23 protein-coding genes and 2 pseudogenes are annotated in these 25,417 nt (G+C 43.6%); 4 read left to right on the top strand and 21 right to left on the bottom strand.

What is annotated here, in order from left to right:
* The 3 genes and pseudogenes from VK541_RS04775 to VK541_RS04765 all read right to left on the bottom strand — a co-directional run.
* Positions 1-362 (bottom strand): annotated as a pseudogene (locus tag VK541_RS04775) (hypothetical protein); the annotation flags it as partial.
* Between the two features lie 5 nt (positions 363-367).
* Positions 368-895, bottom strand: coding sequence for a hypothetical protein (locus tag VK541_RS04770; protein ID WP_324367444.1), 528 nt, complete (start codon positions 893-895; stop codon positions 368-370).
* Positions 892-1,443, bottom strand: coding sequence for an RNA polymerase sigma factor (locus tag VK541_RS04765; RefSeq protein WP_324367442.1), 552 nt, complete (start codon positions 1,441-1,443; stop codon positions 892-894). The genes VK541_RS04770 and VK541_RS04765 overlap by 4 nt, the downstream gene beginning before the upstream one ends.
* A 145-nt stretch (positions 1,444-1,588) precedes the next feature.
* On the opposite strand from VK541_RS04765, the gene aspS reads away from it, so the two are divergent.
* On the top strand, positions 1,589-3,334 hold the full coding sequence (gene aspS, locus VK541_RS04760; RefSeq protein ID WP_324367440.1) for an aspartate--tRNA ligase: 1,746 nt from the start codon (positions 1,589-1,591) through the stop codon (positions 3,332-3,334).
* Positions 3,335-3,383: 49 nt separating this feature from the next.
* Here the strand turns inward: aspS and VK541_RS04755 are convergent, their stop codons facing one another.
* The 9 genes from VK541_RS04755 to VK541_RS04715 all read right to left on the bottom strand — a co-directional run bounded on the left by VK541_RS04755 (position 3,384) and on the right by VK541_RS04715 (position 11,445).
* Positions 3,384-3,836, bottom strand: a complete 453-nt coding sequence (locus VK541_RS04755) for a hypothetical protein (RefSeq protein WP_324367438.1) — start codon at positions 3,834-3,836, stop codon at positions 3,384-3,386.
* Positions 3,814-4,197, bottom strand: coding sequence for a phage holin family protein (locus VK541_RS04750; protein WP_324367436.1), 384 nt, complete (start codon positions 4,195-4,197; stop codon positions 3,814-3,816). The genes VK541_RS04755 and VK541_RS04750 overlap by 23 nt, the downstream gene beginning before the upstream one ends.
* Positions 4,198-4,217: 20 nt before the next feature.
* A complete protein-coding gene (locus VK541_RS04745) occupies positions 4,218-4,484 on the bottom strand; it encodes a YtxH domain-containing protein (RefSeq protein WP_324367434.1) in 267 nt (88 codons plus the stop codon).
* A 46-nt stretch (positions 4,485-4,530) separates the two neighbouring features.
* The gene (locus VK541_RS04740; protein WP_324367432.1) at positions 4,531-5,583 is read right to left on the bottom strand and encodes an AI-2E family transporter; all 1,053 of its coding nucleotides are present in this window, start codon (positions 5,581-5,583) and stop codon (positions 4,531-4,533) included.
* A gap of 11 nt (positions 5,584-5,594) precedes the next feature.
* On the bottom strand, positions 5,595-7,052 hold the full coding sequence (locus VK541_RS04735) for a hybrid sensor histidine kinase/response regulator (protein WP_324367430.1): 1,458 nt from the start codon (positions 7,050-7,052) through the stop codon (positions 5,595-5,597).
* Positions 7,053-7,068: 16 nt separating this feature from the next.
* Positions 7,069-8,700 carry a sensor histidine kinase gene (locus VK541_RS04730; RefSeq protein WP_324367428.1) on the bottom strand — a complete coding sequence of 544 codons (1,632 nt, stop codon included), beginning with the start codon at positions 8,698-8,700 and terminating at the stop codon, positions 7,069-7,071.
* 1 nt (position 8,701) lies between these two features.
* The gene (locus VK541_RS04725; RefSeq protein WP_324367426.1) at positions 8,702-10,102 is read right to left on the bottom strand and encodes a sigma-54 dependent transcriptional regulator; all 1,401 of its coding nucleotides are present in this window, start codon (positions 10,100-10,102) and stop codon (positions 8,702-8,704) included.
* A gap of 137 nt (positions 10,103-10,239) precedes the next feature.
* Positions 10,240-11,022 carry an enoyl-CoA hydratase/isomerase family protein gene (locus VK541_RS04720; RefSeq protein WP_324367424.1) on the bottom strand — a complete coding sequence of 261 codons (783 nt, stop codon included), beginning with the start codon at positions 11,020-11,022 and terminating at the stop codon, positions 10,240-10,242.
* Positions 11,023-11,025: 3 nt separating this feature from the next.
* Positions 11,026-11,445 (bottom strand): cobalamin B12-binding domain-containing protein, encoded by a 420-nt coding sequence (locus VK541_RS04715; protein WP_324367422.1) that lies wholly within the window; start codon positions 11,443-11,445, stop codon positions 11,026-11,028.
* Positions 11,446-11,523: 78 nt separating this feature from the next.
* Between VK541_RS04715 and VK541_RS04710 the strand changes: the two genes are divergently transcribed.
* The gene (locus VK541_RS04710; protein WP_324367420.1) at positions 11,524-13,185 is read left to right on the top strand and encodes a glutamine--tRNA ligase/YqeY domain fusion protein; all 1,662 of its coding nucleotides are present in this window, start codon (positions 11,524-11,526) and stop codon (positions 13,183-13,185) included.
* Between the two features lies 1 nt (position 13,186).
* On the opposite strand, the gene VK541_RS04705 is transcribed toward VK541_RS04710, so the two are convergent.
* The gene (locus VK541_RS04705) at positions 13,187-14,020 is read right to left on the bottom strand and encodes an N-acetylmuramoyl-L-alanine amidase (RefSeq protein WP_324367418.1); all 834 of its coding nucleotides are present in this window, start codon (positions 14,018-14,020) and stop codon (positions 13,187-13,189) included.
* Between the two features lie 119 nt (positions 14,021-14,139).
* Here VK541_RS04705 and VK541_RS04700 point away from each other — a divergent pair, with 119 nt between their 5' ends.
* Positions 14,140-15,816 (top strand): dipeptidyl-peptidase 3 family protein, encoded by a 1,677-nt coding sequence (locus tag VK541_RS04700; RefSeq protein ID WP_324367416.1) that lies wholly within the window; start codon positions 14,140-14,142, stop codon positions 15,814-15,816.
* Positions 15,817-15,818: 2 nt separating this feature from the next.
* On the opposite strand, the gene VK541_RS04695 is transcribed toward VK541_RS04700, so the two are convergent.
* The 8 genes from VK541_RS04695 to gltX all read right to left on the bottom strand — a co-directional run bounded on the left by VK541_RS04695 (position 15,819) and on the right by gltX (position 25,188).
* The gene (locus tag VK541_RS04695) at positions 15,819-16,187 is read right to left on the bottom strand and encodes a response regulator (protein ID WP_324367414.1); all 369 of its coding nucleotides are present in this window, start codon (positions 16,185-16,187) and stop codon (positions 15,819-15,821) included.
* Complete coding sequence (locus VK541_RS04690) at positions 16,180-16,764, bottom strand: chemotaxis protein CheB (RefSeq protein ID WP_324367412.1); 585 nt, start codon at positions 16,762-16,764, stop codon at positions 16,180-16,182. The genes VK541_RS04695 and VK541_RS04690 overlap by 8 nt, the downstream gene beginning before the upstream one ends.
* Positions 16,764-17,591, bottom strand: a complete 828-nt coding sequence (locus VK541_RS04685) for a protein-glutamate O-methyltransferase CheR (RefSeq protein ID WP_324367410.1) — start codon at positions 17,589-17,591, stop codon at positions 16,764-16,766. Before VK541_RS04685 ends, VK541_RS04690 begins: the two co-directional genes overlap by 1 nt.
* Positions 17,591-17,956 (bottom strand): response regulator, encoded by a 366-nt coding sequence (locus tag VK541_RS04680; protein WP_324367408.1) that lies wholly within the window; start codon positions 17,954-17,956, stop codon positions 17,591-17,593. The genes VK541_RS04685 and VK541_RS04680 overlap by 1 nt, the downstream gene beginning before the upstream one ends.
* 3 nt (positions 17,957-17,959) lie before the next feature.
* On the bottom strand, positions 17,960-21,544 hold the full coding sequence (locus VK541_RS04675; RefSeq protein WP_324367406.1) for a response regulator: 3,585 nt from the start codon (positions 21,542-21,544) through the stop codon (positions 17,960-17,962).
* A gap of 9 nt (positions 21,545-21,553) precedes the next feature.
* On the bottom strand, positions 21,554-22,678 hold the full coding sequence (locus tag VK541_RS04670; protein WP_324367404.1) for a hybrid sensor histidine kinase/response regulator: 1,125 nt from the start codon (positions 22,676-22,678) through the stop codon (positions 21,554-21,556).
* Between the two features lie 48 nt (positions 22,679-22,726).
* A complete protein-coding gene (gene ypfJ, locus VK541_RS04665) occupies positions 22,727-23,563 on the bottom strand; it encodes a KPN_02809 family neutral zinc metallopeptidase (protein ID WP_324367402.1) in 837 nt (278 codons plus the stop codon).
* A 110-nt stretch (positions 23,564-23,673) separates the two neighbouring features.
* Complete coding sequence (gene gltX, locus VK541_RS04660; protein ID WP_324367400.1) at positions 23,674-25,188, bottom strand: glutamate--tRNA ligase; 1,515 nt, start codon at positions 25,186-25,188, stop codon at positions 23,674-23,676.
* 46 nt (positions 25,189-25,234) lie between these two features.
* Here gltX and VK541_RS04655 point away from each other — a divergent pair.
* Positions 25,235-25,417 (top strand): annotated as a pseudogene (locus VK541_RS04655) (sensor histidine kinase); the annotation flags it as partial.

Genomic DNA, 25,417 nt, shown 5'->3' with positions numbered 1-25,417 from the left:
CCCCAATTGCCCTGTTCTTCCAGTTTTGTTTTAAAGATGATCTGGTCACCTGATTTTCCGGTTTCAATCGTTACTCCATCCAGCAATTTCTGAGCCCCGGCCTCGTCGTTACTATAAGCTTTAATGTCAACATCTGCCTTTACTTCTTTTCTGTCCCAGATCTTAATTACAATTGACCCATATTGATTGCCCAGCACAATTTTATCAGAATTATCAGCTGCAAATGTTTTGCTGAAAGTCTTGGAGCGCATTGGATCGTCATCTCCTTCATTGATAACTTTTGATACCCCTGCCGGATTTAAAACCGGGGCGGCCTGTGCAACATTTACAAGGAGCATCAGTCCTATTGCTGTTATTTTCATATATCTCATATTCTATTCTCTTTTTTATATTGATTCACTTCATTTATGATATACAGCTGCTGGTTGATCACCTGCAACTGCAGCTTTAAATTCTTGACCATCGCATTTACGATAACCCGTTGATTGGGGCTGTTTTCCAGCTCTTTTTTTAGACGTTCGTATTCCGAACCCAATTTTTCAAGGTCGGAACTGAATTCCTCGTACAATGCAGGGTTCTCTTTGGCATAAACCTGCAGGCTGTCTTTTTTTTCCTCAATAAGACTGGCAAACTTCATTTCTTTTTTTGCAAATGAAGGATTCAATTCGGCAATGTCTGTCCTTGTGCTATGGTTAAGATAGGTAAATATAAAAGTAGCTGTCATTACCACGATCAGGGATGCAGCTATACCTAACCAGAACGGCACCCTCAATGGCTTTTTTAGTTTTTCTCTGTTTAATTCATTCTCAATTCTGCTCCACAGCTGCTCTGATGGAGATTCCACATCAAACGCTTTTCTATGCTCTCTGACATACTCCTCGATTTTTTTGCTCATCTCAATGCTCCTCTCTTTTCTAATAAGCCATTCAATTTCTTTTTTGCCCTCATGTATTGTGTCCTTGAAGTATTTTCAGATATTTTAAGGATGTGTGATATCTCCTCATGGTCGTAGCCTTCAAATAAATACAATGTCAGCACTACCCTATATCCGTCGGGAAGCTCTGCCACCGCTTCCTTTATTTCGTTTACCCTCATTTCCTGACCCTCTGTGTCTTCTTTTTCTTCGTCCGCAATATCCACATCATCTATATTCACAAATTCAGCCCGGCGCTTTCTCAGCTGGTTGATGGATTTGTTGATGACGATCTGTTTGAGCCATAATCCAAATGTTGTTTCCCCCCTGAAATTCTCTATCCTGGTGAAGGCATCCAGAAAAGATTCCTGCAAAACATCTTCTGCCTCTGCGACCTGGTTCACAATCCTAAGCGCAACATTATACATAGCCTTTACATACAATTTGTACAATTCAAATTGTGCAGCGCGGCTCCCCTGCCTGCATTGATTTACCAGATCGAGGTGTTTGTCTATATATACGGTTTCCAATGTTTTCCTGTTCTTTTTAAGAGACAATCAATGAATCAAAACGTTGCATCTGAATTGAAAATATTTTGAATATAAGAAGTAAAATTTCAGCGATCTGAAATATGTGGTTCAAAATCAATATTTTTGCCGCAAATAATTATTAATAATGCTAAGAACAACTACTTGCGGCGCTTTAACCATTAAGAACTTAGGAGAGCATGTGATCCTTTGCGGTTGGGTTCAGAAATCAAGAGATTTAGGGGGGATGACTTTTATTGACATCCGTGACAGATATGGAATTACTCAGCTGGTATTTAATATGGACGACAATCGCGATCTGTGCGAGGCCGCCCGTAGTTTAGGAAGAGAGTTTGTCATAAAAGCGAGCGGACTGGTAGTTGAGCGTTCAAACAAAAATTTAAAAATACCTACCGGTGAGGTCGAAATTAAAATAACCGCCCTTGAGGTTTTAAATGCGGCCAAGCTGCCGCCATTCATGATCGATGACGAAACCGACGGCGGTGATGACCTGAGAATGAAGTACCGTTATCTTGATCTGCGGAGAAATCCGGTACGCAATAACATGATATTGAGGCATAAAATGGCGCAGGCAGTCAGGCGCTACCTGGATGGTCTTGACTTCATTGAAGTCGAAACCCCGGTACTGATCAAGTCTACTCCGGAAGGAGCCAGGGATTTTGTGGTGCCAAGCAGAATGAACCCCGGTGAATTTTATGCTTTGCCGCAGTCTCCTCAAACTTTTAAGCAATTGCTGATGGTTTCGGGTTTTGACAGGTATTTCCAGATTGTTAAGTGTTTCAGGGATGAAGACCTGCGCGCTGACAGACAGCCCGAGTTCACACAGATCGACTGCGAGATGTCGTTTATTGAACAGGAAGATATATTAAATACTTTCGAAGGGCTTATCCGGACTTTGTTTAAAGACATCAGGGGGGTCGACCTCCCTGAAGTACCTAGAATGCAGTATGCTGACGCCATGCGCCTGTATGGCTCAGATAAGCCCGATACACGCTTTGAAATGCAGTTCGTTGAACTGACAGCGCTGGTTAAAGGCAAAAGCTTCCCTGTATTTGACAACGCAGAGCTGGTTATAGGATTCAATGCAAAAGGCTGTGCCGGATATACCCGCAAGCAGGTAGATGAATTGACCGACTTTATCAAACGCCCGCAAATAGGGGCCACCGGTCTGATTTACTTAAGACATGGAGAGGATGGTTCTTTAAAATCATCTGTTGACAAATTTTATGACGAACAGGAATTGAAAAAGTGGTCTGCGGCGTTGAATTCAGAGCCGGGAGATCTTGTCCTGATCATGGCAGGCCTGACAGATAAGGTACGTAAACAATTGAGCGAGCTGCGCCTGGAAATGGGTACACGGCTGGGATTGCGTGATAAAAATACTTTTAGCGCGCTTTGGGTACTTGATTTTCCATTGCTGGAATGGGACGAAGAAACCGAACGCTATCATGCCATGCACCATCCGTTTACTTCTCCTAAGCCAGAGGATATCACCTTATTGGATACCAAACCCGGAGAAGTGAGGGCCAATGCTTATGATATGGTGGTAAATGGAACCGAAATTGGCGGCGGTTCGATCCGTATACACGACAGGACACTGCAGGCATTGATGTTCAAGCACCTTGGGTTTTCAGCGGAAGAGGCACAGAAACAATTTGGATTTTTGATGGATGCCTTTGAATTTGGAGCACCCCCGCACGGCGGTATTGCCTTTGGTTTCGACCGTTTGTGTTCTATTTTTGCAGGCTTAGACAGCATAAGGGATGTTATCGCTTTCCCTAAAAATAACTCCGGAAGAGACGTAATGATTGATAGTCCTTCAACAATTGACGATAAGCAGCTGAAAGAGCTTAAGATAAAAACCGCACTTTAATTAATCACGGAAAATAAAAGGGCAGCCGTATCGGACTGCCCTTTTTTCATTAATAAGTTTCACTATCCGGCGGAATGCCATAGTCAAAATATTCTTCCGACTTTTCTTCTTTTTTCTTTTTAGAACCACCGAACCACGATTTAACCGAGTTGAAGATCGCGGATAGGTGTTCCCCGTCAAGCGATTTTCCAACCTTTCCTGAAGCAAGCCCCACCAAGGCCTTAGTAAGTATTCCTGAGCCTTTAAAGACGGTGCTGTTCATAAACAGTGGCAAGACCCACGACATCAAAGTGCTGCTGAGGTTGAATTTCTCATCCATCTTAAGAAACGCGGAAGGAGTAGCATATTTTTTTATCAGGCCGCCAAGGGTAAACTGTTTCAAATAAATTTTGGTGTCATTAACCAAGGCCTCTCCCTGTAAGACATGCTCGTCTTTCAAACTGCAAACCATAGCATGTAATTCTTCCAGATTATTTATGTTATACTTTCTGCTCTTCTTCATCTTTATCTGCCAGTTTGTTAAAATAATTTCTGATGGTAAAGTTAATTATCGCTTTTTCTATGTATTTCTCTTTCATGAAGTAAACCAGCAGGGCTAAAAATATATAGATCAGAGAAACACACCCAAACCCCCTGGTGAAGCTGCCCAATAGATCAGACAGGTAAAGCGCAAGGGTAAATGTTCCAAATAAAAAGGCCAGTATAAAGCAAATGATTACCGCCGCATTAGTCACAACATCGGCAAATATCTTTGAGATCTTTTCTACCAGGTACAACCGGGTATACTCGACCCTGGTATCGAGATAATTTTTTGCGTCTTCGTAGAGGTCTTCTATTCCTTTTTCTTTGTCTTTATCCTCCATTGTTCTGGGTTTTGGCAAGGTTAGGCATGTTCTATATCATCAGCAAATTCATCTTCTGCCTGGCGAAGTTTGGTTTTGACTGAGTTTACAACTTTATCTTTTAAATTACTCAGGTTGTTGATCTCATCGGCGGCCCTGTCCTTGATAGAATCTCCCAGATCTTTTAATGACTGACTTAATTTGTCTCTCGTCTCGCTTCCTTTATCCGGAGCAAATAAAAGACCCAATGCTGCTCCCGCAGCTAAACCAGCTAATAAAGCAACTAAAACTTTTGAATTATCATTCATGATACTTGATTTTATGTTTAACCATTTAATTTTCGGGAACTCAATATTATAACTCCTCATGCTCTGAAATTGTTTTAATTCTTTCCAGTCTTTCAGAGGCCAGCGCGCTGGTTTCATATATTTTAATCAATAATACGAAATAAGACAGCAATAACGGGCCAAATACCAGTCCTAAAATTCCAAATAATGGTATTCCAATAACCACGCCAATTACTGTTATGATCGGATGAATATTACCAACTCTCTTCGCGATCATAAACCTGAGCACATTGTCTATGTTAATAATGACAACAAAGCCAAATATCAGCATTGCCCAACCCGCAAAATTGTTCCCGTTAGCAATCTGCATTAAAGCCGCCGGTACAAAAATAAGAGGGGGTCCAAGTACAGGTACAAACGAGATGAAGGTGGTGATCACTCCCCAGAACACAGGGTCCTTATACCCCAAAAAGTAAAAGCAAAACCCAACTAAAGAGCCTTGTACTACGGCAATAAAGCCCTGTCCCAATACATTAGCATAAGTTGTATTCCGCATTTCCTCTGCAAACCGCTGCGCATTTTGAGCCCTGAAAGGTGCATACTTTAAAAGTGCTGCTTCAAATTTTTCGCGTTCCACCAGCATGAAATACAAAAGGAAATACATTAAAAGCAGCCCCAGTATGATGTTAAAGGCGCCGGAAATCAATGAAGGAAATAACCCGGTAGCCCATGTTCCGGCTTTTCTCATGCCGTCCTCTACCAGATTTTGCAAATCCCCGCTGACGGGGAGCAAATGCTTTAATTTAAACAGCGTGTTCTTCAAATAACCCGGATCGTTCTGCAGTTCAGCGATTTTTTCTATCACCATGCTGCTCAGCCCATAAAAAGGAAGGACAATGACAATTACAGAAATAAACAACAGCAGGACGGCAGCAAAGCTCTTGTTCCAGGATTTTGCCTCGACCAGGTAAATAAAGCCCGGCCGCAGTATGGTATACAATACAAGTGTACTAAGAATTGAGCCAAAGATCCCCTGAAGTGAGTAGGCAATAATGCAGCCCAATGCGATGATGATGAGCAGGTTGATCTGATTGCGCTGTTTATAAGTAAATATTGACATATGATCGGGAGTTAATGCCAGAGGGCGCCTTCATTGTAAATTGGTATCCGGATCAGAAACAAACTTCCATTTGCCAGGGGTTTAAGTTTAATGCTGCCATTGTGAGTAGTCAGTACACGCTGCGCATGGGTTAAGCCCAAACCACTCGCCCGTTTTTTTGTGGTGAAAAATGGCTCAAAGATTTTGTCCTGGTTTTCCTGGCTGACTCCGGCACCATTGTCTTCAATCCCTATTTCAAACACATCTTTATCCGAAGTACTGGTAATATGAATGATCTTGGGATAAGTTTGCATGGCTTCAACTGCATTTTTAATCACGCTTATCAGTGCCGATTTCACCTTGGTCTTATCCAGGAGTACTCTGTGTTCAGATTCAAGCAATTGCTTTGTCAGTTTAATGTTGTGACCGATAATGAGATCTTCCATTTCTGCCATTGTCTCCTCAATAACTTCAGTAATGCTATGCCTTTGCAGGTTTAGCGTTTTCGTTTCGGTGCTGGATATAAAGTTTTGCATCAGTCTGCTCACCCTGTCGCAATTGGTTTTAATGATCTCCAGGTAAGACTGGACAGACTCACTGTATGCCAGTGCCAGATCGGAGGCCAGCTCGTCAACCGCCAGGTTAATTGCCGACAGCGGATCTCTGATTTCATCTCCCAATCCTTTTGCAATATGTTCTGATATGGACATCTTACCGAGATTAACAGATTTTTCTTCAATATGTTTTCTATAGCTCAGGTCCCTGATTATCGTATGGTAAACCTCAGAAACGCTTATCATATCTGTTTGGATGAAAGAGGATAGGCTGCAATGGTATACCCTTCCGTCCTTAGATATCAGTTCGCATTCAAAATCTGTCAGTGATCCGTTTTTCTCGAGCAGATCACGAAATTTCTCCAAATCCGTCCGGTTCTTAAAAATCACATTATCCGGAAGTTTTTGCAATTCATCCAGACGATAGCCAAAAAAGCTCAGGCCGCAACTGTTCATGTCGTGGATTCTTCCTGAATATTCTGAGATAAGAATGGGGTCATTTGCCTGTTCAAAAATCGCCCTGTATTTTCTTTCACTATCCTGCAATGCCCTTAATCCATCGGCTTGTTTAATAGAATAGCGGATACTTCTTTCGATCAGGACGGGCTCAATCTCATCCTTTACCAGGTAATCAGCTGCCCCGATATTCATCGCCTGTTCGTCTATTGTCCGGTCACCTTTTCCGGTAAGCATAATGATCGGCTTTACACAACCAGAATTCACCGCCTCTTTAAGAAGATCAATACCAGTCCCTTTCCCAAGCCTGTAATCCACGAGGTAAACATCATACTGGCGCTTTAAAATCGCGTTAATTCCCTTATCATAGCTATTGACCCAGGAAAGCGAGTACCTGTCTGAAAGCCGGTCAAATACCGCTTTCGTGAGAATATAATCATCCTCGTCATCATCAATTAATAAGACCCGAACCTGTTCCATTTTATCTATTTAGATTTCATTTGATCTGTCTTTTAGGCAGTATAACTGTAAATACAGCGCCATTGCCGGGTTCGCTGTTTGCAAGAATAAAGCCGGAATGGTTTTCTGCTATTTTTTTACAGATCGCCAGCCCGATACCTGTTCCGCTGTACGCATTGCGTGAATGAAGCCGGTGAAAAATATCAAATATTTTTTCAGCATCTTCTACTTCAAATCCAATTCCATTGTCCTTTATTTCTATAATCGAATATAACTGATTTGGCCTGGCTTCGGCAATCGAAAGTTCATGCCCATATTTAGCACATCCTGTTATTTCAATTTCCGGTGGTGTTTCAGCATGAGTAAATTTTAAAGCATTAGCGATCAGGTTTTGAAACAACTGCTGTAATTGAGAAGGTATCGCATCAGCATCAAGATCAACGGTTACCCTGATCGCCGCGTGATTAATGTCAATGCTAAAATCAAGTTCTTTAATCGTACTGTTTATCAGCGCTGCAAGGTCGGTGGCAACGAAATTTTTATGGTCTCGGGTGGCTCTTGAAAAAGTAAGAAGATCGTTGATCAGGGCACGCATTCTTTCGGCTGCATTGCGCATCCGCTCTAAATAATCCAGCGCTTCAGGAGGCAAATGAGCTAAATACTTATCTTTCAGCTTATCCCCAAAGGCCTGTATCTTTCTCAAGGGTTCCTGCAGGTCATGAGAAGCGACGTAGGCGAACTGTTCCAGGTCTTGATTCGAGCGGTTAAGTGCTGTTACTTTTTCTTCGAGCTGTACCTGTGCCTTTCTTAGTTCTGTGACATCCTGTGTATTCCCGATATAGGCAAAGTTATTCAGTCCTATTTTCTTATACTCAGCCGTGGAAAGCACATGCCTGATCTCTCCTGAAGGTCTTACTATTCTATAATTAATTTTAAACGGGGCTTTATTCTCACGTGCTTTGAAAAAGTTCTTCAAAAATTCTGGTACATCCTCTTCATGGACCAAGCCCTGATAGAATGCAAAATTGACAAATACAGAGTGTGGCAGAAAACCGTGGATATTATACATTTCGTCAGACCAGAGTACAAATTCTTTGCCATCCACCCATTCCCAGCTTCCGCTATGAGAAACCATTTCTGCTTCCCGCAATAAGGTTTCATTTATCTTCAACTTAAATATAGCATCCTTTTGCTGGGTGATGTCCTGTATTGTTCCTACAAGCTTGTCTTCTCTTCCGATGTAAAAACCCTGACCAAGCACATATCTTCTTGTCCCGTCAGGTTGTATAATCTGATACTCTACTGCAAATGTGGTTTGATTTGAAATGGCAGACCGCAATTCCTTCGCAACCTTATCCCGGTATTCAGGAGCAATTACCTGCTCATTTAATTCGGCACTGAGCGCAATGTCTTTATCTTTAAAACCGTAAATGTTATACAGTTCTTCCGACCACCTTACTGTCTTGCTGCCGGGAAAGAATTCCCAGGTACCCAAATTAGAAATGCTTTCCGCAAGTGCAAGCAATTCTGCTCTGGCAGAGAGCGCTTCATTTTCTTTTTGCAACCCGGTCACTTCGCTCTTCATCCTTCGCACTGCAGCCATATTTCTTGCCAGGAAATACGTCGCTGCCAAAAAAAGCAGGGCCAGAACGATGGTTGCTGCTAACACTTTAAGTATCCAAATTAATCGCCTTCATTTTATTATATAAAGTCTTGCGGTCGATATTCAGGATCTTGGCGGCCTTTGTTTTATTGAAGTTAACTTCCCTTAAAACTTTTAAGATGGCTTCGTATTCTGCCTCAAGCGCAGCATTTTTCAGATCCCGCGGTTTTTCTGCCCGGGCTATTGAACTTTCTATGGCAGATGCTTTTGCGTAAGTTGATATTTCAAGGGGCAATGCTTTAAGCTGTATCAGTTCGGCTTCAGTAAGTAAGGTAGCTCTTCTTACCACATTCTTAAGTTCCCGGACATTCCCCGGCCAGTTATAAGTTAAAAAACACTGTTCAACTTCATCGGAGAAGCCCTGAACATTTCTGTTAAGTTCCTGATTGGCACCGTCAAGAAAAGTATTGGCAAATATCATGATATCCTTCCCTCTCTGACTTAAAGGAGGCAGATCAATAGAGAATTCATTAAACCTATGGTAAAGATCCTCTCTGAACCTTCCTTTTTGGATTGCATTTGCCAGGTTCTCATTTGTTGCCACAATGATCCGGACATCCAAATCAATCTCCTTGGTGCTGCCTATCCGTTTTATTTTACGCTCCTGAACAGTTCTCAGTAATGCCGCCTGAATTTCATAGGAAAGGTTTCCGACCTCATCCAAAAACAGTGTTCCGCCATTTGCCATCTCAAAATGGCCTATCTTGGTATATAACGCCCCCGTGAATGAGCCTTTTTCGTGTCCAAAGAATTCACTCCCCGCAAGCTCTTTGGTCAAAGAACCGCAGTCCATGGCCACAAATGGATTGTTCTTTCTGGGGCTGTTCAAATGGATTGCCTTTGCTACTGATTCTTTCCCTGTGCCGCTTTCACCCATTAAGATTACACTATATGAAGTGGGGGCGACCAATTGAATCTGTTTTAAAAGCTCCCGGGATGCCGGACTTTGGCCTACGACAAAGTTCTCTGCAGGGTTATAGGTAAGCTTCGCCGTTTTTTGCTTCGGCGTATCTAGCAATTGCTCCGAGTGATTCGTATTGAGGGCGATCTGTGTCTCTATAGCCTTATTAATGGTATTTAATATCTCATCAGGATACAGGGGCTTTGTAATGTAATCATACGCACCCAGCTTGATCAGTTCTACCGCCAGCTTTATATCAGAATAACCGGTTATAATAATTACACCAGTGCTGGGATAATTCTCTTTGATCTTGATCAGCATCTCCCTTCCATCCGTATCCTCCAGCCGATAATCGCACAAAACAAGATCATAAGGTTCTTTTGCCAAATAATCCATAGCTGCCACACCGCTTGTTGCAGTGGAAACACTAAAAGAATTTCTTACCAAAAATTTTGACAGCAGCAGGCCGATGTTAACTTCATCATCGACAATTAATATTTTTCTCATATTGCAAGGGTTAGAGCGTATTTACGAAATAAATATAATCAGTTTTTTTATTGTGGGCAATATTTTCTACACTTTTCTCAAAAAATCCCCGCTTTATTTATAAAATGTTTGTGAGAAATACCACCGGCTGCTAAAAATTACTTGCCCGAAAACGAGGGTCTTCTTTTTTCCAGGAATGCTGCCACGCCTTCTTTAAAGTCGCTTGTGCTAAAGCATTTGCCAAACTCTTCAATTTCCACATCAAAACCGTTCACATGATCCGACAAAGAAGAATTGACCGCCTTTATGGCTCCGGCGATAGCAAGGGGTGCCCTCTGCCTGATCTTATCCAGGATCTCATCGGCTTTTTTGATCAGTTCATCCGCCGCGACCACGTAATTTACCAGTCCTATTTTCTCTGCCTGAACAGCCGTTATCATGTCGCCGGTAGTGATCATCTCCATTGCTTTTCCTTTTCCAACGATTCTGGTCAGCCTTTGAGTACCCCCATAACCGGGGATAAGGCCCAGTGTCACTTCGGGTAAACCCATTTTGGCATGCTCCGAAGCAATGCGCATGTGACAAGCCAGGGCCAGCTCCAAACCACCGCCAAGCGCAAATCCATTTATCGCCGCAATTACCGGTTTGCTGCATTTTTCAATTGCATCAAAGACCGTTTTCTGACCATTTCTTGCCAGGGCTTCCCCTTCTGCCGAACTGTAGTCTGAAAACTCGGAAATGTCCGCTCCGGCAACAAATGCCTTATCTCCCGCCCCGGTCAAAAGCATTCCTCTTATCTGATCACTTTTTGAAGCAAAGGCAATTACATCCGCAAGTTCTGCCAGCGTTTCTTTGTTTAAAGCATTTAGTTTATGCTCCCGGTTAATGGTCACGTAGAGGATCTGATCCTTTATGCGGGATAAAATATGTGTGTATTCCATGCGCTAAAATTTTCTGTTTTCGGTTACCCAGCCCTTTATATAACTCACAATGGCTGCCATCGTCGTTCCAGGGGCAAATAATTCCCCAACTCCCATTGCCTTTAGTTTGTTCATGTCACTTTCAGGAATAATTCCCCCACCCGTCAGCAAAACATTGTTCAGATTCTTTTGTTTCATTACTTCGATGATCCTGGGGAAAACTGTCATGTGCGCACCTGAGAGTATCGAGATGCCTATAGCATCCACATCTTCCTGCAGGGCAGTATTGACCACCATTTCCGGCGTTTGCCGCAGTCCGGTATAGATCACCTCCATACCTGCATCTCTTAACGATGTGGCGATTACCTTTGCCCCTCTATCGTGCCCGTCTAATCCTACCTTCGCCACCAAAACCCGTATCGGCCTGTCTAATGTACTGCTCATAATTTATACGATAGTGCTGGGTAAATGTAATGAAATTAGCTGTTTTATATTAACTTTGGAGCTAAAATTACAGTTTTTATGAGTGAGGAAAGATCATTGAACTTTATAGAAGAGATCATTGAAAACGATTTAAGCAGCGGAAAATACGAAACCCTGATCACACGTTTTCCACCGGAACCCAACGGATATTTGCATATAGGCCACGCAAAAGCCATATGCCTGAATTTCGGGCTTACTCAGAAATACGGAGGCTATACCAACCTGCGGTTCGACGACACCAATCCGGTGACAGAGAAAACGGAATATGTGGACAGTCAGCAGCACGACATCAAATGGCTTGGATTCCAATGGAAAAATGAACTGTATACCTCTGATTATTTTGACACACTTTACGATTACGCTGTTACTTTAATCAAAAAAGGTCTGGCCTATGTTGACCACAGCACGGCTGATGAGATTGCCGGGTTAAAGGGCACGCCGACAGAAGCCGGCAAGAACAGCCCTTACAGAAGTCGCAGCATTGATGAAAATTTAGACCTGTTCAGCCGCATGAAGGCCGGGGAGTTCCCTGACGGCGCATGCACTTTGCGTGCCCTGATAGACATGGCAAGTCCCAACATGATCATGCGTGACCCTGTTATCTACCGGATCAAGCATGCAGCGCACCACCGGACCGGGGACAAATGGTGCATATACCCGATGTATGACTTCGCACATGGTCAAAGCGACAGCATTGAAACCATCACACATTCTATCTGTACCCTCGAATATGTACCACACCGTGAACTTTACGATTGGTTAATAGAGAAATTAGAGATCTTTCCATCAAAACAATATGAATTTGCCCGGTTAAATCTGTCTTATACAGTAATGAGCAAGCGCAAGCTGCTTCAACTGGTCAACGAAGGAGTAGTAAGCGGATGGGATGATCCGCGCATGCCGACTATTAGCGGGCTAAGAAGAAGGGGCTATACCCCCAAAAGCATTCGTGAGTTTTGCGAAAGGATAGGAATTGCCAAAAGGGAAAATCTGATCGAGCTGGGCCTGCTGGAGTTTTGTATCCGCGAGCATCTGAACAAAACAGCAACCAGAGTAATGGCGGTATTAGATCCGATAAAACTAGTCTTAACCAACTACCCTGAAGGAATGGAAGAAGTCCTTATCGGAGAAAACAATCCTGAAGCAGAAGATAAAGGCGGATCAAGGGAAATTCCATTCAGCAGTGAACTTTGGATAGAGCGCGAAGACTTTATGGAAGAGCCCGCAAAGAAATGGTTTAGACTGGCACCGGGAACTATGGTCAGGTTAAAGCACGCCTACATCGTAAAATGTGATTCTTTCGTCAAAGATGCAGAAGGTAACATTACCGAATTAAGGTGCAGCTACGTTCCCGGATCAAAAAGCGGAGAAGACACAAGCGGCATCAATGTCAAAGGAACTATCCATTGGGTAAGCAGCAAACACGCTAAACATGCGGAGATCAGAATGTATGACCGGTTGTTCACAGTAGAGTCCCCCGACAACGAAGACGGGGACTTCAAGGACTACCTGAATCCAGACAGTGTCACCATAATAAAACAAGCATATATTGAACCTTATCTGGCCAATGCCGACAGGAATTCGAAATATCAGTTCATACGGAAAGGCTACTATTGCCTTGATAAGGACTCCTCACCGGAACGCCTGGTATTTAACCGTACCGTTTCTTTGAAAGATGCCTGGGCAAAAACAAGTAAGTAATTTACATATATTTTTTATACAAGTTAAACAGGATCAATTTATCTGCAGGCGTAAGCATCGGGCTGATGTCTGTTTGAACAAAATGACGTTTAAACGCCGTAATCGCGGCAGACAGGTTTTTAATGTCATACCCGATGATTCTCAATGCAGCTGTAGTATCAAAATCTGCCGGGGGCATCAATAGCACGTCGTCATACCAAAATCCAAAACCCTTTTTTGCCAATACCTTCCAGGGAAACTTATTCGGATCCGGCTTTCTTGTCGGCGCAATATCTGCGTGTCCGATAAAATTAGCAACGGGAATATTATATCTTTTTTTAACTGCAGCCAGTACCTCCAGCAAGCTTTTAATTTGCGCTTCCGGATAGGACTCATCTCCATTATTGTCAATTTCTATTCCTATCGATGAAGAATTCAGGTCTGTATCATTGCCCCACTTCCCAACTCCCGCGTGCTGGGCCCTAAGGTAATCATTGACCATCTGAAATATTTTGCCATCCCGACCAATCACATAATGGGCGCTAACCTGTGTCCTGGCAATGGTGAAAGTCTTCAGGGTCTGATCGGAAGAATTTTGCGCTGTATGGTGGAGAATTACAAAATTTGGTTTGCGTATACCAAAATTTACAGACCCGACCCACGCTTGTTCCTTAAGGTCAACCGTCATTATTTCCTGATTTAACGGCGGAGTCGTCTTAATTGTATTTGCGAATTCTTTTGCCTGTTTTTTATATACCTTTTCGCTTGCGGCATATTTGCTTGTTGAACAAGAGGCCACCAAAACTGCTAAAATTATTAACAGACCCGTCCTTTTTGTTTTATTTTGACATTTCATAATATGTGTGTTAAAGATGTGAAATTACTATTTTTTACTATTTTAGCCGCAATTGAATTGAGCTTGTATTAACAAGCCTTTTTGATAACCACTTATTGACTTACAAAACTAGCCTCAGCATGAAATATATAAACAAGGCTGCTATTTTCTTTGCAGGATTTTCGATCGCCGCAGGAATCATCTCCTGCAGCAACCCCAGGAAAGAAACCAATGCAGGGAATAAAACTGCTGCTTCCGACAGTCTTCAAAAATACGTTGGCAGCCGGCTGTCCATTTATGAAAAAGTTACGCTTACAACTGATCTGAACAGCCTTACGGTTAGCGAGCGCAAAATATTGCCTTTGCTTATCCAGGCTGCGCAAATTATGGACGAGCTTTTTTGGAAGCAGGCTTATCCGCAGCGGGACAGTCTGCTGTCTACAATAAAAGATGAGAAAACGAAATCTTTCATCTGGATCAATTACGGTCCGTGGGACAGACTGAATGGAGATAAGCCTTTTGTTGCCGGTATTGGCCCTAAACCAGACGCGGGAACATTTTATCCGGCAAATATGACCAAATCCGCACTTGACAAATCAAAGGTAAAAGATAAGTATGGCTTGTATTCCGTGATCATGAGTGACGGCAAGGGCAGGTTGACCTCTATCCCCTATTCAGTGCTGTATGCAACGGAACTGCAAAAGGCCTCATTTCTATTAAAACAGGCGGCGCTGCTCGCAGAGGATGACGACTTTAAGAAGTATTTGAACCTCCGCGCCGATGCACTCACAACAGACAACTATACTGCCAGCGATTACGCCTGGCTAGACATGAAAAACAACAGCCTGGACATCATTATAGGCCCCATAGAGAACTATGAAGACAAATTGTTTAATGCAAGGGCATCATTTGAGGCCTATGTCCTGGTAAAAGATAAAGTCTGGAGCAAGCGTCTCGCAAAGTATGTCAAAATGCTTCCCGCTTTACAGCAAGGACTGCCTGTCGAGGCAAAATATAAAAAAGAAAAGCCGGGTACAGATTCTGAATTGAACGCATATGATGTCGTCTACTATGCCGGCGATTGCAATGCCGGATCAAAAACTATTGCCGTAAATCTGCCGAATGACGAGATCATTCAGCAAAAGAAAGGAACCCGGCGTTCGCAGCTGAAAAATGCGATGAAAGCCAAATTCGACAAAATTCTGATTCCAATTGCAAAAGAACTCATCGACAAAGAGCAGCAACAATACATTAGTTTTGATGCTTTTTTTGCTAACGTGATGTTTCATGAAGTTGCCCATGGACTTGGCATTAAAAAAACCGTCACAGGAAAAGGCTTTGTCAAAGAAGCCTTGCAGGAACAGTATTCCTGGCTGGAAGAAGGAAAGGCTGATGTACTCGGGCTTTATATGGTCACCGGATTGCTAAAAAAAGGCGAACTTGAAGGAGACATTAAACAGTACTACACGACTTACATGGCCGGCATCCTGCGCTCTGTCCGTTTTGGGGCATCCAGCGCACATGGTAAGGCAAACATGCAGTGCTTTAATTTTTTTAAAGAAAACGGAGCTTTCATTAGAAATGAAACCGGCACCTATCAAGTAGACTTCGTTAAATTTGAGGAATCAATGAACAAGCTGGGCAACCTCATCATTACCTTACAAGGCAATGGTGACAAAGCCGCCGTTGAAAAAAATCAGAAGGAAAATGCTGTTATTCCCGCTGAACTTCAGGGCGATTTGAACAGGCTTACAAAAAAGGGAATCCCTGTTGATATTGTATTCGAGCAGGGTGCCAATGTCTTAGGCGTAAAATAAGGTCATGCCTGCAGGTGCTTACTGATGATGTCTTCCAGTTCCTGGATGTCAAAAGGTTTAGACAAGAAGCCATCCGCGCCCGCTTGCTGTGCTAAAGACTCCACATCATTGTTTGCCGAAAAATAAATAACAGGTATATTTTTTAACGTACTGTGTTTTTTGAGCGCTCTCGTTGCATCAATTCCACCCACATCCGGCAGCCAGTTGTCCATAAAAATAATGTCTGGAGTATAGGCCATCACCTGTTCTATGATGTTATTGGAAGTAGATGAAGTCTTAATGTCATACCCTGCATCTTCCAGAATTATGGTGCATAAATCTAAAATGTCGGCATTGTCATCAAAAACAAAGACTTTTTTGTTCCTATTCATTTGGTGGTTTGTGGTTAGACAGCAAATTTATGAATTCTCCCATATCTTCCGGCTTAAGTACCGAATCAATTTGAACATTCAGTTGCGCCTGAGCAGGCATGTAGGCAACCTGCGCTGTTTTAGGATCTTGAATTACCGCCATTCCACCCCATTCTTTAACATTTTTTAATCCATTTACCCCATCAGAATTTGACCCTGACAGCAACAGGCAAGCCAATTTGTCTTTATAAACTTCGGCTGCTGTCTGAAAAGTAACATCAATTGAAGGTCTTGAATAATTGATCTTTTCAGAATAATCCAAAGAAAATGTATGATCCCGCTCAATAAGTAAATGATAATCTGAAGGAGCAATATAGATAAAACCAGCCTTTAATTTTTCTTTTTCATCAACTTCTTTGACCTTAAGCTCAGTGCGGCCCGACAAAAGACCCGCGAGCAGAGAATCCGTTCCGTGCTTGCGGTGAATAACGATAACAATTGGAAACTCTATTGCAGCATCAATAACCGGCAATACCTTTAAAAGCACATCCAGGCTTCCGGCAGAGCCCCCAATTATAAACGCCTCACATCTTTCCATTATCCCATTTTTCGCCAGATCTTCTCGGTATCCAGCCGTTTGTATTTTTTAGCGATCTGAGAAAAATTGATTGTTTCTTTGGAGCCCAACGCCAAATATCCAAGTTCTTCCAAACTGTCATCAAAAAGGTTTAGTACTTTATGCTGCAGATCCCGGTCAAAGTAAATCAATACATTTCTGCACAAAATCAGCTGAAATTCGTTAAAAGAATGATCAGAAACCAAATTATGAGTAGAAAAAATGATCTTACTTTTTAGCTCCTCGTTAAATTTTGCCAGTGAGTAATTTGCAGAATAATAACTTGAAAAGTCCTTACTCCCTCCTGACAGAATATAATTTTCAGAATACTGCTTCATATTACTTAGTCCAAACATACTTTGAGCAGCTCTTTCCAACACAGCGGGGTTCAGGTCTGTTGCATAAATCAATGATTTGTGCAACAGACTTAGTTCTTTCAATATGATGGATATTGAATACGCCTCTTCTCCGGTAGAACATCCTGCCAGCCATATTCTGATGAAGGGATAAGTTCCCAGTACAGGAAGAACCTCCTCCCTAAGTCTTTTGAAGAAAGCCGGATCTCTGAACATCTCCGTGACATTTACCGTTATCTGCTCTACAAATCTTTTGAAATAAGTATTGTCATTACTTACCTTATACCTGAACTCACCAAAACTAACTGCCTTGTCCATAGCATACAGTCTTGTGATCCTGCGCTTCAGGGAAGCCCTTGAATATCCTGTAAAATCATACCCGTATTGCTCCAAAAGATCTGAAAGTAAAGTCTCCACCTGTTCATCGCTTATCAAAGGAGTTTCCAAGGGCATCAGATATATTCCGTTAGTAATCTCGTTAATTCGTCAACATTTATAGGCTTTGAAACATACCCAACCGCACCAGCCCTGATACAGCGCTCCTTATCACCCAGCATCGCCTGAGCGGTAACCGCAATGACCGGTATGTCTTTCAGTTCAGGACTTTCACTCATTTTTGCAATGGCCTGATAGCCATCCATTCCCGGCATCATCATATCCATTAATACCACAGCGATGTTCCTGTCTTCGCTGAGCAGGCTAAATCCTTCTTCAGCTCCCCCGGCAGACAGGCACTGGTACCCTTTCGCTTTCAGCACAGCCTTTAACGCAAATATATTTCTATTGTCGTCATCTATTATTAAAACCTTGCTTGTCATATTTTAAACCTTATCGTAAAGCCAAACGCGTAATAATGAGATCAGCTGATCAATATCCACCGGTTTAGAGATATAATCTGAGGCTCCTGCAGCAATGCATTTTTCTCTGTCTCCCATCATAGCTTTGGCAGTAACAGCCAAAACCGGCAATTGTTTGTATGCGGGAATTTTCCTGATCTCTTTTGTACTTTCATAGCCGTCCATTTCCGGCATCATCATGTCCATCAGCACAATGTCGACCAGCGGGTTCTCTTTTAAGACCTGAAGTGCCTCCTTACCGTCGGTAGCCGCCAAAACTTTCATTTTATGCTGTTCCAGCGCCTTGGTCAGCGAAAATATGTTCCTTACATCATCATCAGCGATCAATACTGTTTTATTTTTCAGCACTTCATACAAACCACCCAATTTTTCCAACGCCGGTCTTTTATGACTGTTGTCTGTTCCTTTTTCTTCTACCAGGTGCAGAAACAGCCCCGCTTCGTCCAATATTCTCTGATACGAGTGGGCGGTTTTTACCACGATGGAATCCGCGTACTGTTTGATCCTGCCTTCTTCTCCTTTTGAAAGATTCTTTCCGGTGAAGATAATTATTGGGAGATTTTCCAGTCCGTCCGCTTTTTTTATCGCCTCCAGCGTATCATATGCATTCTTATCCGGGATACCCATATCCAGGATTACGCAATCAACCTCTTTCTTATGCAATGCACCAATACTTTGATTTACATTATTTACGACCTCAGTATTAATGCTGTGGTTACTTAAAAAGTAACTCAAAGCCTGCGCGTGCTGTTTATTTTCCTCAACGATCAGCACCTTCTTAGGATGCCTGCTCAACGCACGTTCGAGCTTCTGAAAAATCTCCTGCATGTGTTCCAATGCGATCGGCTTATTGATAAAATCTACCGCGCCCTTCAAAAGACTTTCCTTCTTCACTTCCAGGGAAGACATAATGTGAACAGGAATAGGTCTTGTTTCCGGGTTTGATTTTAATTCATCCATCACCTGCCATCCATCCTTTACCGGGAGCTGTATGTCAAGCAGAATGGCCAAAGGCTTATATTTGTTGGCCAGTTCCAGGCCAACATCACCCCTTACCGCCACAATTCCTTTGTAGCCCCTCTTTCTGGTGAAATCCAGCAAGATCTTTGCAAAGGCAGTATCGTCTTCGACGATCAGGATGCACTTGTCACCAGCCCTGATCAGGCTTCGATCATCCTCAATCTCCTGCGGGATATGTTCCACCGTGAACCGCTCGGCATCCGGCTCTTCCGGTTTTTCAAACTCCGGTTCAGCAACAGCACGTACATTTACATTACGCTCCAAAACTGCTTTCCCGTCAACCGGCATCGATAGTGTAAATTCGCTGCCCATATGCTCCCTGCTGGTCAGCTCGATTTCTCCGCCGAGCAGTTTGGCCAGCTCCCTGCTAATTGACAATCCCAGTCCTGTTCCGCCAAACTTACGCCGTGTAGACCCATCTGCCTGCTGAAAGGCTTCAAATATCAGGCCCTGCTTATCTCCGGGAATCCCGATACCCGTATCAGTAACCTTAAAGGAGATCAGATCAGGCTTTAATTTCTTCACCGTAAGCGATACTTTTCCCTTTTCGGTAAATTTAATTGCGTTTGAAAGTAAGTTTTTCAGGATCTGTTCCAGACGCATTTTGTCCGTAATGAGGTTCTCAATTCCCTTGTCAACGTCAATGATCAGTTCCAACCCCTTATTTTTGGCCAGCGGGTTAAACAGCGAACGCATATCAGTTGTGATCTCTGTGATATTCACCGCTGCAAACTCCAGCTTCATCTTTCCGGCTTCTATTTTGGAAAGATCAAGAATCTCATCGATCAGACCCAAAAGCCCCTGACCGGAACTCTGGATCACCTCAGCATATTCTATATATTCGGTATCCAGCTCTTTGTTCTCCGACATCAGCCTGGACAATAGCAAAATAGAATTCAGCGGGGTCCGCAGCTCGTGTGACATATTCGCCAAAAACTCCGATTTATACTTTGTACTTTGTTCCAGCTGCTCAGCTTTTTGCTGGATATCCAGATTTCTCTCCTGTATCAATTGGTTTTTTTCCTCCAGCAGACTGGTCCGCTCTTCCAGTTCCTGGTTACTCTGCAACAGTTCTTCTTGCTGCACCCTTAGTTCCTCTTCTGAGGTCTGGATTTTTTGAGTCTGCGCTTCAAGCTCAGCATTCAGTCCTTCAAGCTCACCGTGCTGCGCTTGCAGCTCTTCCGCCTGCGCCTGGGTCTCTTCAAGAAGTTCCTGCAGCTTTTTACGGTTTTGTGCTACGTGTATTGCAATCCCGATGTTGTGCGATATGCTATTCAGGAGTTCCAGCTGCAGCGGCGTATACCTGTTTAACGAGCCCAATTCCATTATTCCGATGATCTCCCTATACCTCATTATCGGCACCGCCACTATATTCCGTGGCTGGGTATTGCCCGATGCATAGCTTACAGTCATTTCACCTTCAGGGATGTCATCAATCAGGATTTGTTTTCTGGATTTAAGGACCTCCCCCGCAATCCCTTCACCTGCTTTAATCGCCTTTTTCTTCTGAGCCGGGTCCAGGGCATAACTGCCTTCCAGATGCATTAGCTTGTCCTCTCCAATGATATAAAAAGCCGCAACCACACTTTGCGTACGCTCCACAATATTTTCAAGAATGTCATTGGCAAGAGATTCCAGGCTTTTTTCACCCACCATCTTATCATTAAGACCCGCTATACCCGTTTGCAGCCATTCCTTATCAGCCAGAAGAGAAAAAGAATGCTGGAGTGATTCAGCCATAGCATTAAGAGAAAGTGCCAGACCGCCCAGCCCATCCTTAATGTCTTCATCCATCCTGAGCTGATAATTTCCGCTGGAGATCTGACCGGCTATACCCCGTATCACCTCAATCCGGTTGTCAATTTCTTCATTCTTTAGCTTCAGTTCCTCCTGAAGCTTCATTCTTTCATTGAAGTCTTTGGAAACCCTCATGTAAAAAAACAAAGTGATGACTACGGCAAATGCTGCGGCAATCAAAATCAGGACCGGCGTATATCCTGCCTGTCTGTTCAGCTCGCTGGTCCTGCCGTCCAGCAATCTTTTTTCTTCGCCCTGCATGGTTTTGATCACTGAGCGGGCGGCATCCATATATTTCTTGCCGTTAATAAGTTCCAGGACCGTGACGGTCTCCCCTTTATCTTTTGCCTCAATGGTCCGTTCTATAATGGACAGCCTGCCAACAATAATATCTTTTAACCGTTTCGAATTCTGCTGCTGAAATGCGTTGTCATTTGTAGACACACTTATCCTGGTCAGCAAATCAAGAGCATTTTCCTTTGCGCCATTATAAGGCTCAAGGAACTCCCGGTCACCCGTCAGCAAATAGCCTCTTTGTCCCGTTTCCGCATCTTTAAGTGTAGAAATAACCGCATCCAGATTCGTCATGACCTCATTGCTGTGCGACACCAGTTCCGCACTCTTTATCAGGTTTCTGATGCTCGTAAAGGACGCAAGAGAAGAGACGAACAAGATCAGTAATGACAGTCCCAATCCGATGCGCAGGTTGTTTTTTAGTGATGTTTTTTCCATAAGCCGTTTTTAATCTGCTTCATCCCCGGAGTCTGCCGGTATAATAAAATAAAATTCTGATCCTTCACCTGATACGCTCCTGACACCGATCTGTCCGCCATGCCTCCTCACAATTTCCGCAGAAATGTACAGGCCAATACCCAGTCCCTGAAAATGGATCGATGTTTCCTCGACGCGATAGAATTTGTCAAAAACATGTTTTTGCTGTTCCGGGCCAATCCCAATTCCAAAATCACGTACTCCAAGATAGATCTTGTCGTCCTTAATGTTCACATTGATCTGGATTTCATGCGTCCCCGGCGAATATTTGATGGCATTGGTCAAAAAATTGATAATGACCTGTTCAATACGCATTTCATCAGCATAGATTTCCTGTTCAGCTTTACCCTTCCTGATGATGTTAAACTCCGGATTAGACTGCCGGATAATGTCAGTCACACTATCCAGCAAGACATCCATCACAAAATATTTTTTATTAAATTTTAGCTTTCCGCTTTCTATCTTGGAGATATCCAGCAGATCGGCGATCAGCTCGTTCAGTTTTTCCAGCTGAACCTGGGCCTTTGTCAGGTGGTCCTTTACCCTTTCGAGATCCCCTTTATCGATACTTCTTCCCAGTAGCTGCATATAGCCCTTTACACTGGTCAGCGGTGTTTTCAGTTCATGACTGGCAATGCTGATAAACTCATCTTTTTTACGTTCTGCCCGCTTCCTGAATTCGATTTCATCCAATAAAGCTTTTTGGATCTCAATTAATTTCCTGCTCTGTTCATAGATCCTGTAAAAGGTCTTTACCTTGAGCAGCAAAATATCCATGTCAACCGGTTTGGTAATGTAGTCCAGTCCGCCGGATGAGTATCCCCGGGTAATGAACTTAAGCTCCTTGTTCACAGCAGAAAGGAAAATAATTGCCGTTTCCTTTGCCCTGCTATAGCCCGATATGGCCTCGGCCACCTCAAAGCCATCCATACCCGGCATCTGTACATCCAGAATGATCAGGACATACTCGTTTTTGAGAACCTTTTTTAGCGCCTCTTCCCCCGACGATGCTGTATCTACCTCAAAATTGTGCCTTTCCAGAACCCGTTTCAGTGAAATCAGGTTTTCCGGAGTGTCATCTACAATTAATATCATTCTTCAGGATAAATAAGCTGCGTGTTAGTAGGTGTATATTCATATGTATTACAATTGCTTTGAATTAAATGTATCTCCCTCATTAATATCTCCGCTTTCAAATCCCTTTTTAAACCAGAACACCCGCTGTGCGGAAGTCCCGTGTGTAAATGCATCCGGAACTACTTCTCCCTGTGACTGTTTCTGCAGCTTGTCATCCCCAATGGCATTTGCCGCATTCAGCGCTTCTTCCAGATCTCCCTCGTCCAATCTGAAATCCTTTAAATTCTGTGCATGATGCGCCCACATTCCCGCAAAAAAATCCGCCTGAAGTTCCAATTTCACCGATAACCGGTTATATTCCTTTTCACTCAGCCGGCCCCTTGCCTGCTCCATTTTTTCAGAAATCCCCAACAAGTTTTGTATGTGATGCCCGACTTCATGTGCGATGACATACGCCTGGGCAAAATCCCCTGAAGCACCAAAGCGGTCTTTCAGATCCCTGTAAAATGATAAATCTATATATACTTTGTGATCTCCGGGACAATAAAATGGGCCTACAGCAGCACTTGCATTTCCGCAGGCAGACTGGACAGCATCTGTAAACAAAACCAGCCTCGGCTCCTCATACGTCTTACCCATAGTTTCGAACTGCTGAGCCCAAACCTGATTAGTAGACTCCAGCACCCCATCTACAAATTTGCCTTCTGCATCCTGCGGATCCCCTGTTTTACCCTCCGACTGCACGACATCCTGTACCGGCAGCTGACCCACCAAACCCGTGAGGTCCCGTCCAAAAAGCAGACCTATGATGACAATGATAATGCCGACACCGCCACCAATAGCACCACCACTCATACCCCTTCTGTCGTCTACATTACCGCTTCCCTTACCGAACCATTGCATAGAAAATTAAGTTTATTTGGTTTAACCAAAACCTTGCGGCAATTGTTATACCAAATTAACTTAAAAAGTGTATTAATACAGAGACTCTTCATCAGTAAGGTTAAAAAGAACTATTCGCCAAAAGCACTAACCGCCTTGTCTATCCTCTGTATACTTTCCAGAGCACCCAGGGCTATCGCAATATCAAATACTCCCGGACCAAATTTACCGCCCACCAGCATGATCCTGAAAGGCAGCATCAGCTCGCCCGGTTTAAAACTATGTGCACCCGCCAGCTCCTTAAATTTCTCTTCCAGTTCCATCGCAGAAAGCCCTTCGCCGATCAGTTGTTCGCTGTAAGCTTTAAAAAATGCCGCCTTCTCGGCTGTCCATTTGGGCTTCACAGCATCCAGGTCGTATGCGGCAGGCGCATTAAAAAAATAAGCCCCCTGCTGTGCAAACTCCGTCAGCAAACTGCACCTGTCTTTGATCAGGTCAATTACTTTTGCCAGCAAAGCATCATCATCCGCCACTATCCCCTGTCCGGCAAACACTGCTTTCACCGCAGGCAGCAATATTCCTGCATCCGCATTTTTAATCCATTCATGGTTATACCATTTCGCCTTTTCAAAATCAAACTTAGCCCCTGCTTTGCTGATCCGCTCCACCGAAAATTTATCGATCAGCTCCGTCATGGTAAACAGCTCCTGATCCGTACCGTCATTCCAGCCCAGCATAGCCAGCAGGTTTACAAATGCCTCAGGCATAAAACCCAGCTCCTTGAATCCTTTAGTCAGGTCGCCGGTTTTAGGGTCAGTCCAGTTTTGCGCATAAACAGGGAAGCCCAGTCTATCGCCATCTCTTTTGCTCAGCTTTCCGTTGCCGTCCGGTTTAAGTATCAAAGGCAAGTGCACCCATTGCGGCATTTCGTCTGCCCAGCCCAGGTACCGCCACAGCAAAATATGGATTGGCGCAGACGGCAGCCATTCCTCGCCTCTGAAAATGTGACTGATCTCCATCGCCCGGTCATCGGCCACTACAGCCAGGTGATACGTCGGCATTCCGTCAGCTTTCAGCAGCACTTTATCATCTATCAGGTTGGTATCAAAACTAACATGCCCCCTGATCAGATCTGTAAATGAAACCAGCTCATCAGCCGGCATTTTTATCCGGACCACATAAGGGGTCTGGTTTGCCAGAAGTGCTGCCACCTCCGTCTCCGCCAAAGTAAGCGAATTGCGCATCCCGCCCCGTGTTGCCAGCCCATAAGTAAAATTAGATACCTCTTTGCGCTTCGCATCCAGTTCCTTCGGGGTGTCAAAGGCATAGTAAGCATGGCCGTCAGCAATCAGCTGATCTGCATATTGTCTGTAAGAGTTCTTCCGTTCGCTCTGGCGATAGGGCCCAAAAGCCCCCCCCTTCTGCGGGCTTTCATCCGGCGTCATTCCGCACCATTCCAGGCAAGACACGATATATTCTTCAGCACCTTCCACAAAACGCGTCCGGTCCGTATCTTCCACACGTAAAATAAATGTTCCATTGTGCTGCTTAGCAAACAAATAATTGAACAAAGCGGTACGAACCCCGCCAAGGTGCAGCCCTCCTGTGGGGCTAGGGGCAAATCTTACTCTAACTTTCTTTTCCATATAACTACCCGCAAAGATATATTTTTGTAATTTGCCTTCATAATCTATGAATCCTTACGAAAAAAAGCGGCGCTGGAAGTTCTTTCTCTTGGTCTTTGCCATTGTCATAGGCACAGCATCCGTTTTTTACAGCGACTTCTTTGTCAAAAAAATGGAGCGTGAGGAGCAGTTGCAGTTCCAGCTATATGTACGGGTGACCGAGCAGTCGCTGATCATGTACGACAACGAC

It is taken from the genome of Pedobacter sp., assembly GCF_035317785.1.
In the GTDB taxonomy this organism is placed as follows: Bacteria; Bacteroidota; Bacteroidia; order Sphingobacteriales; family Sphingobacteriaceae; genus Pedobacter.
The sequence above is the reverse complement of the archived record's forward strand: the minus strand, read 5'-3'. Positions and strand labels throughout refer to the sequence as shown.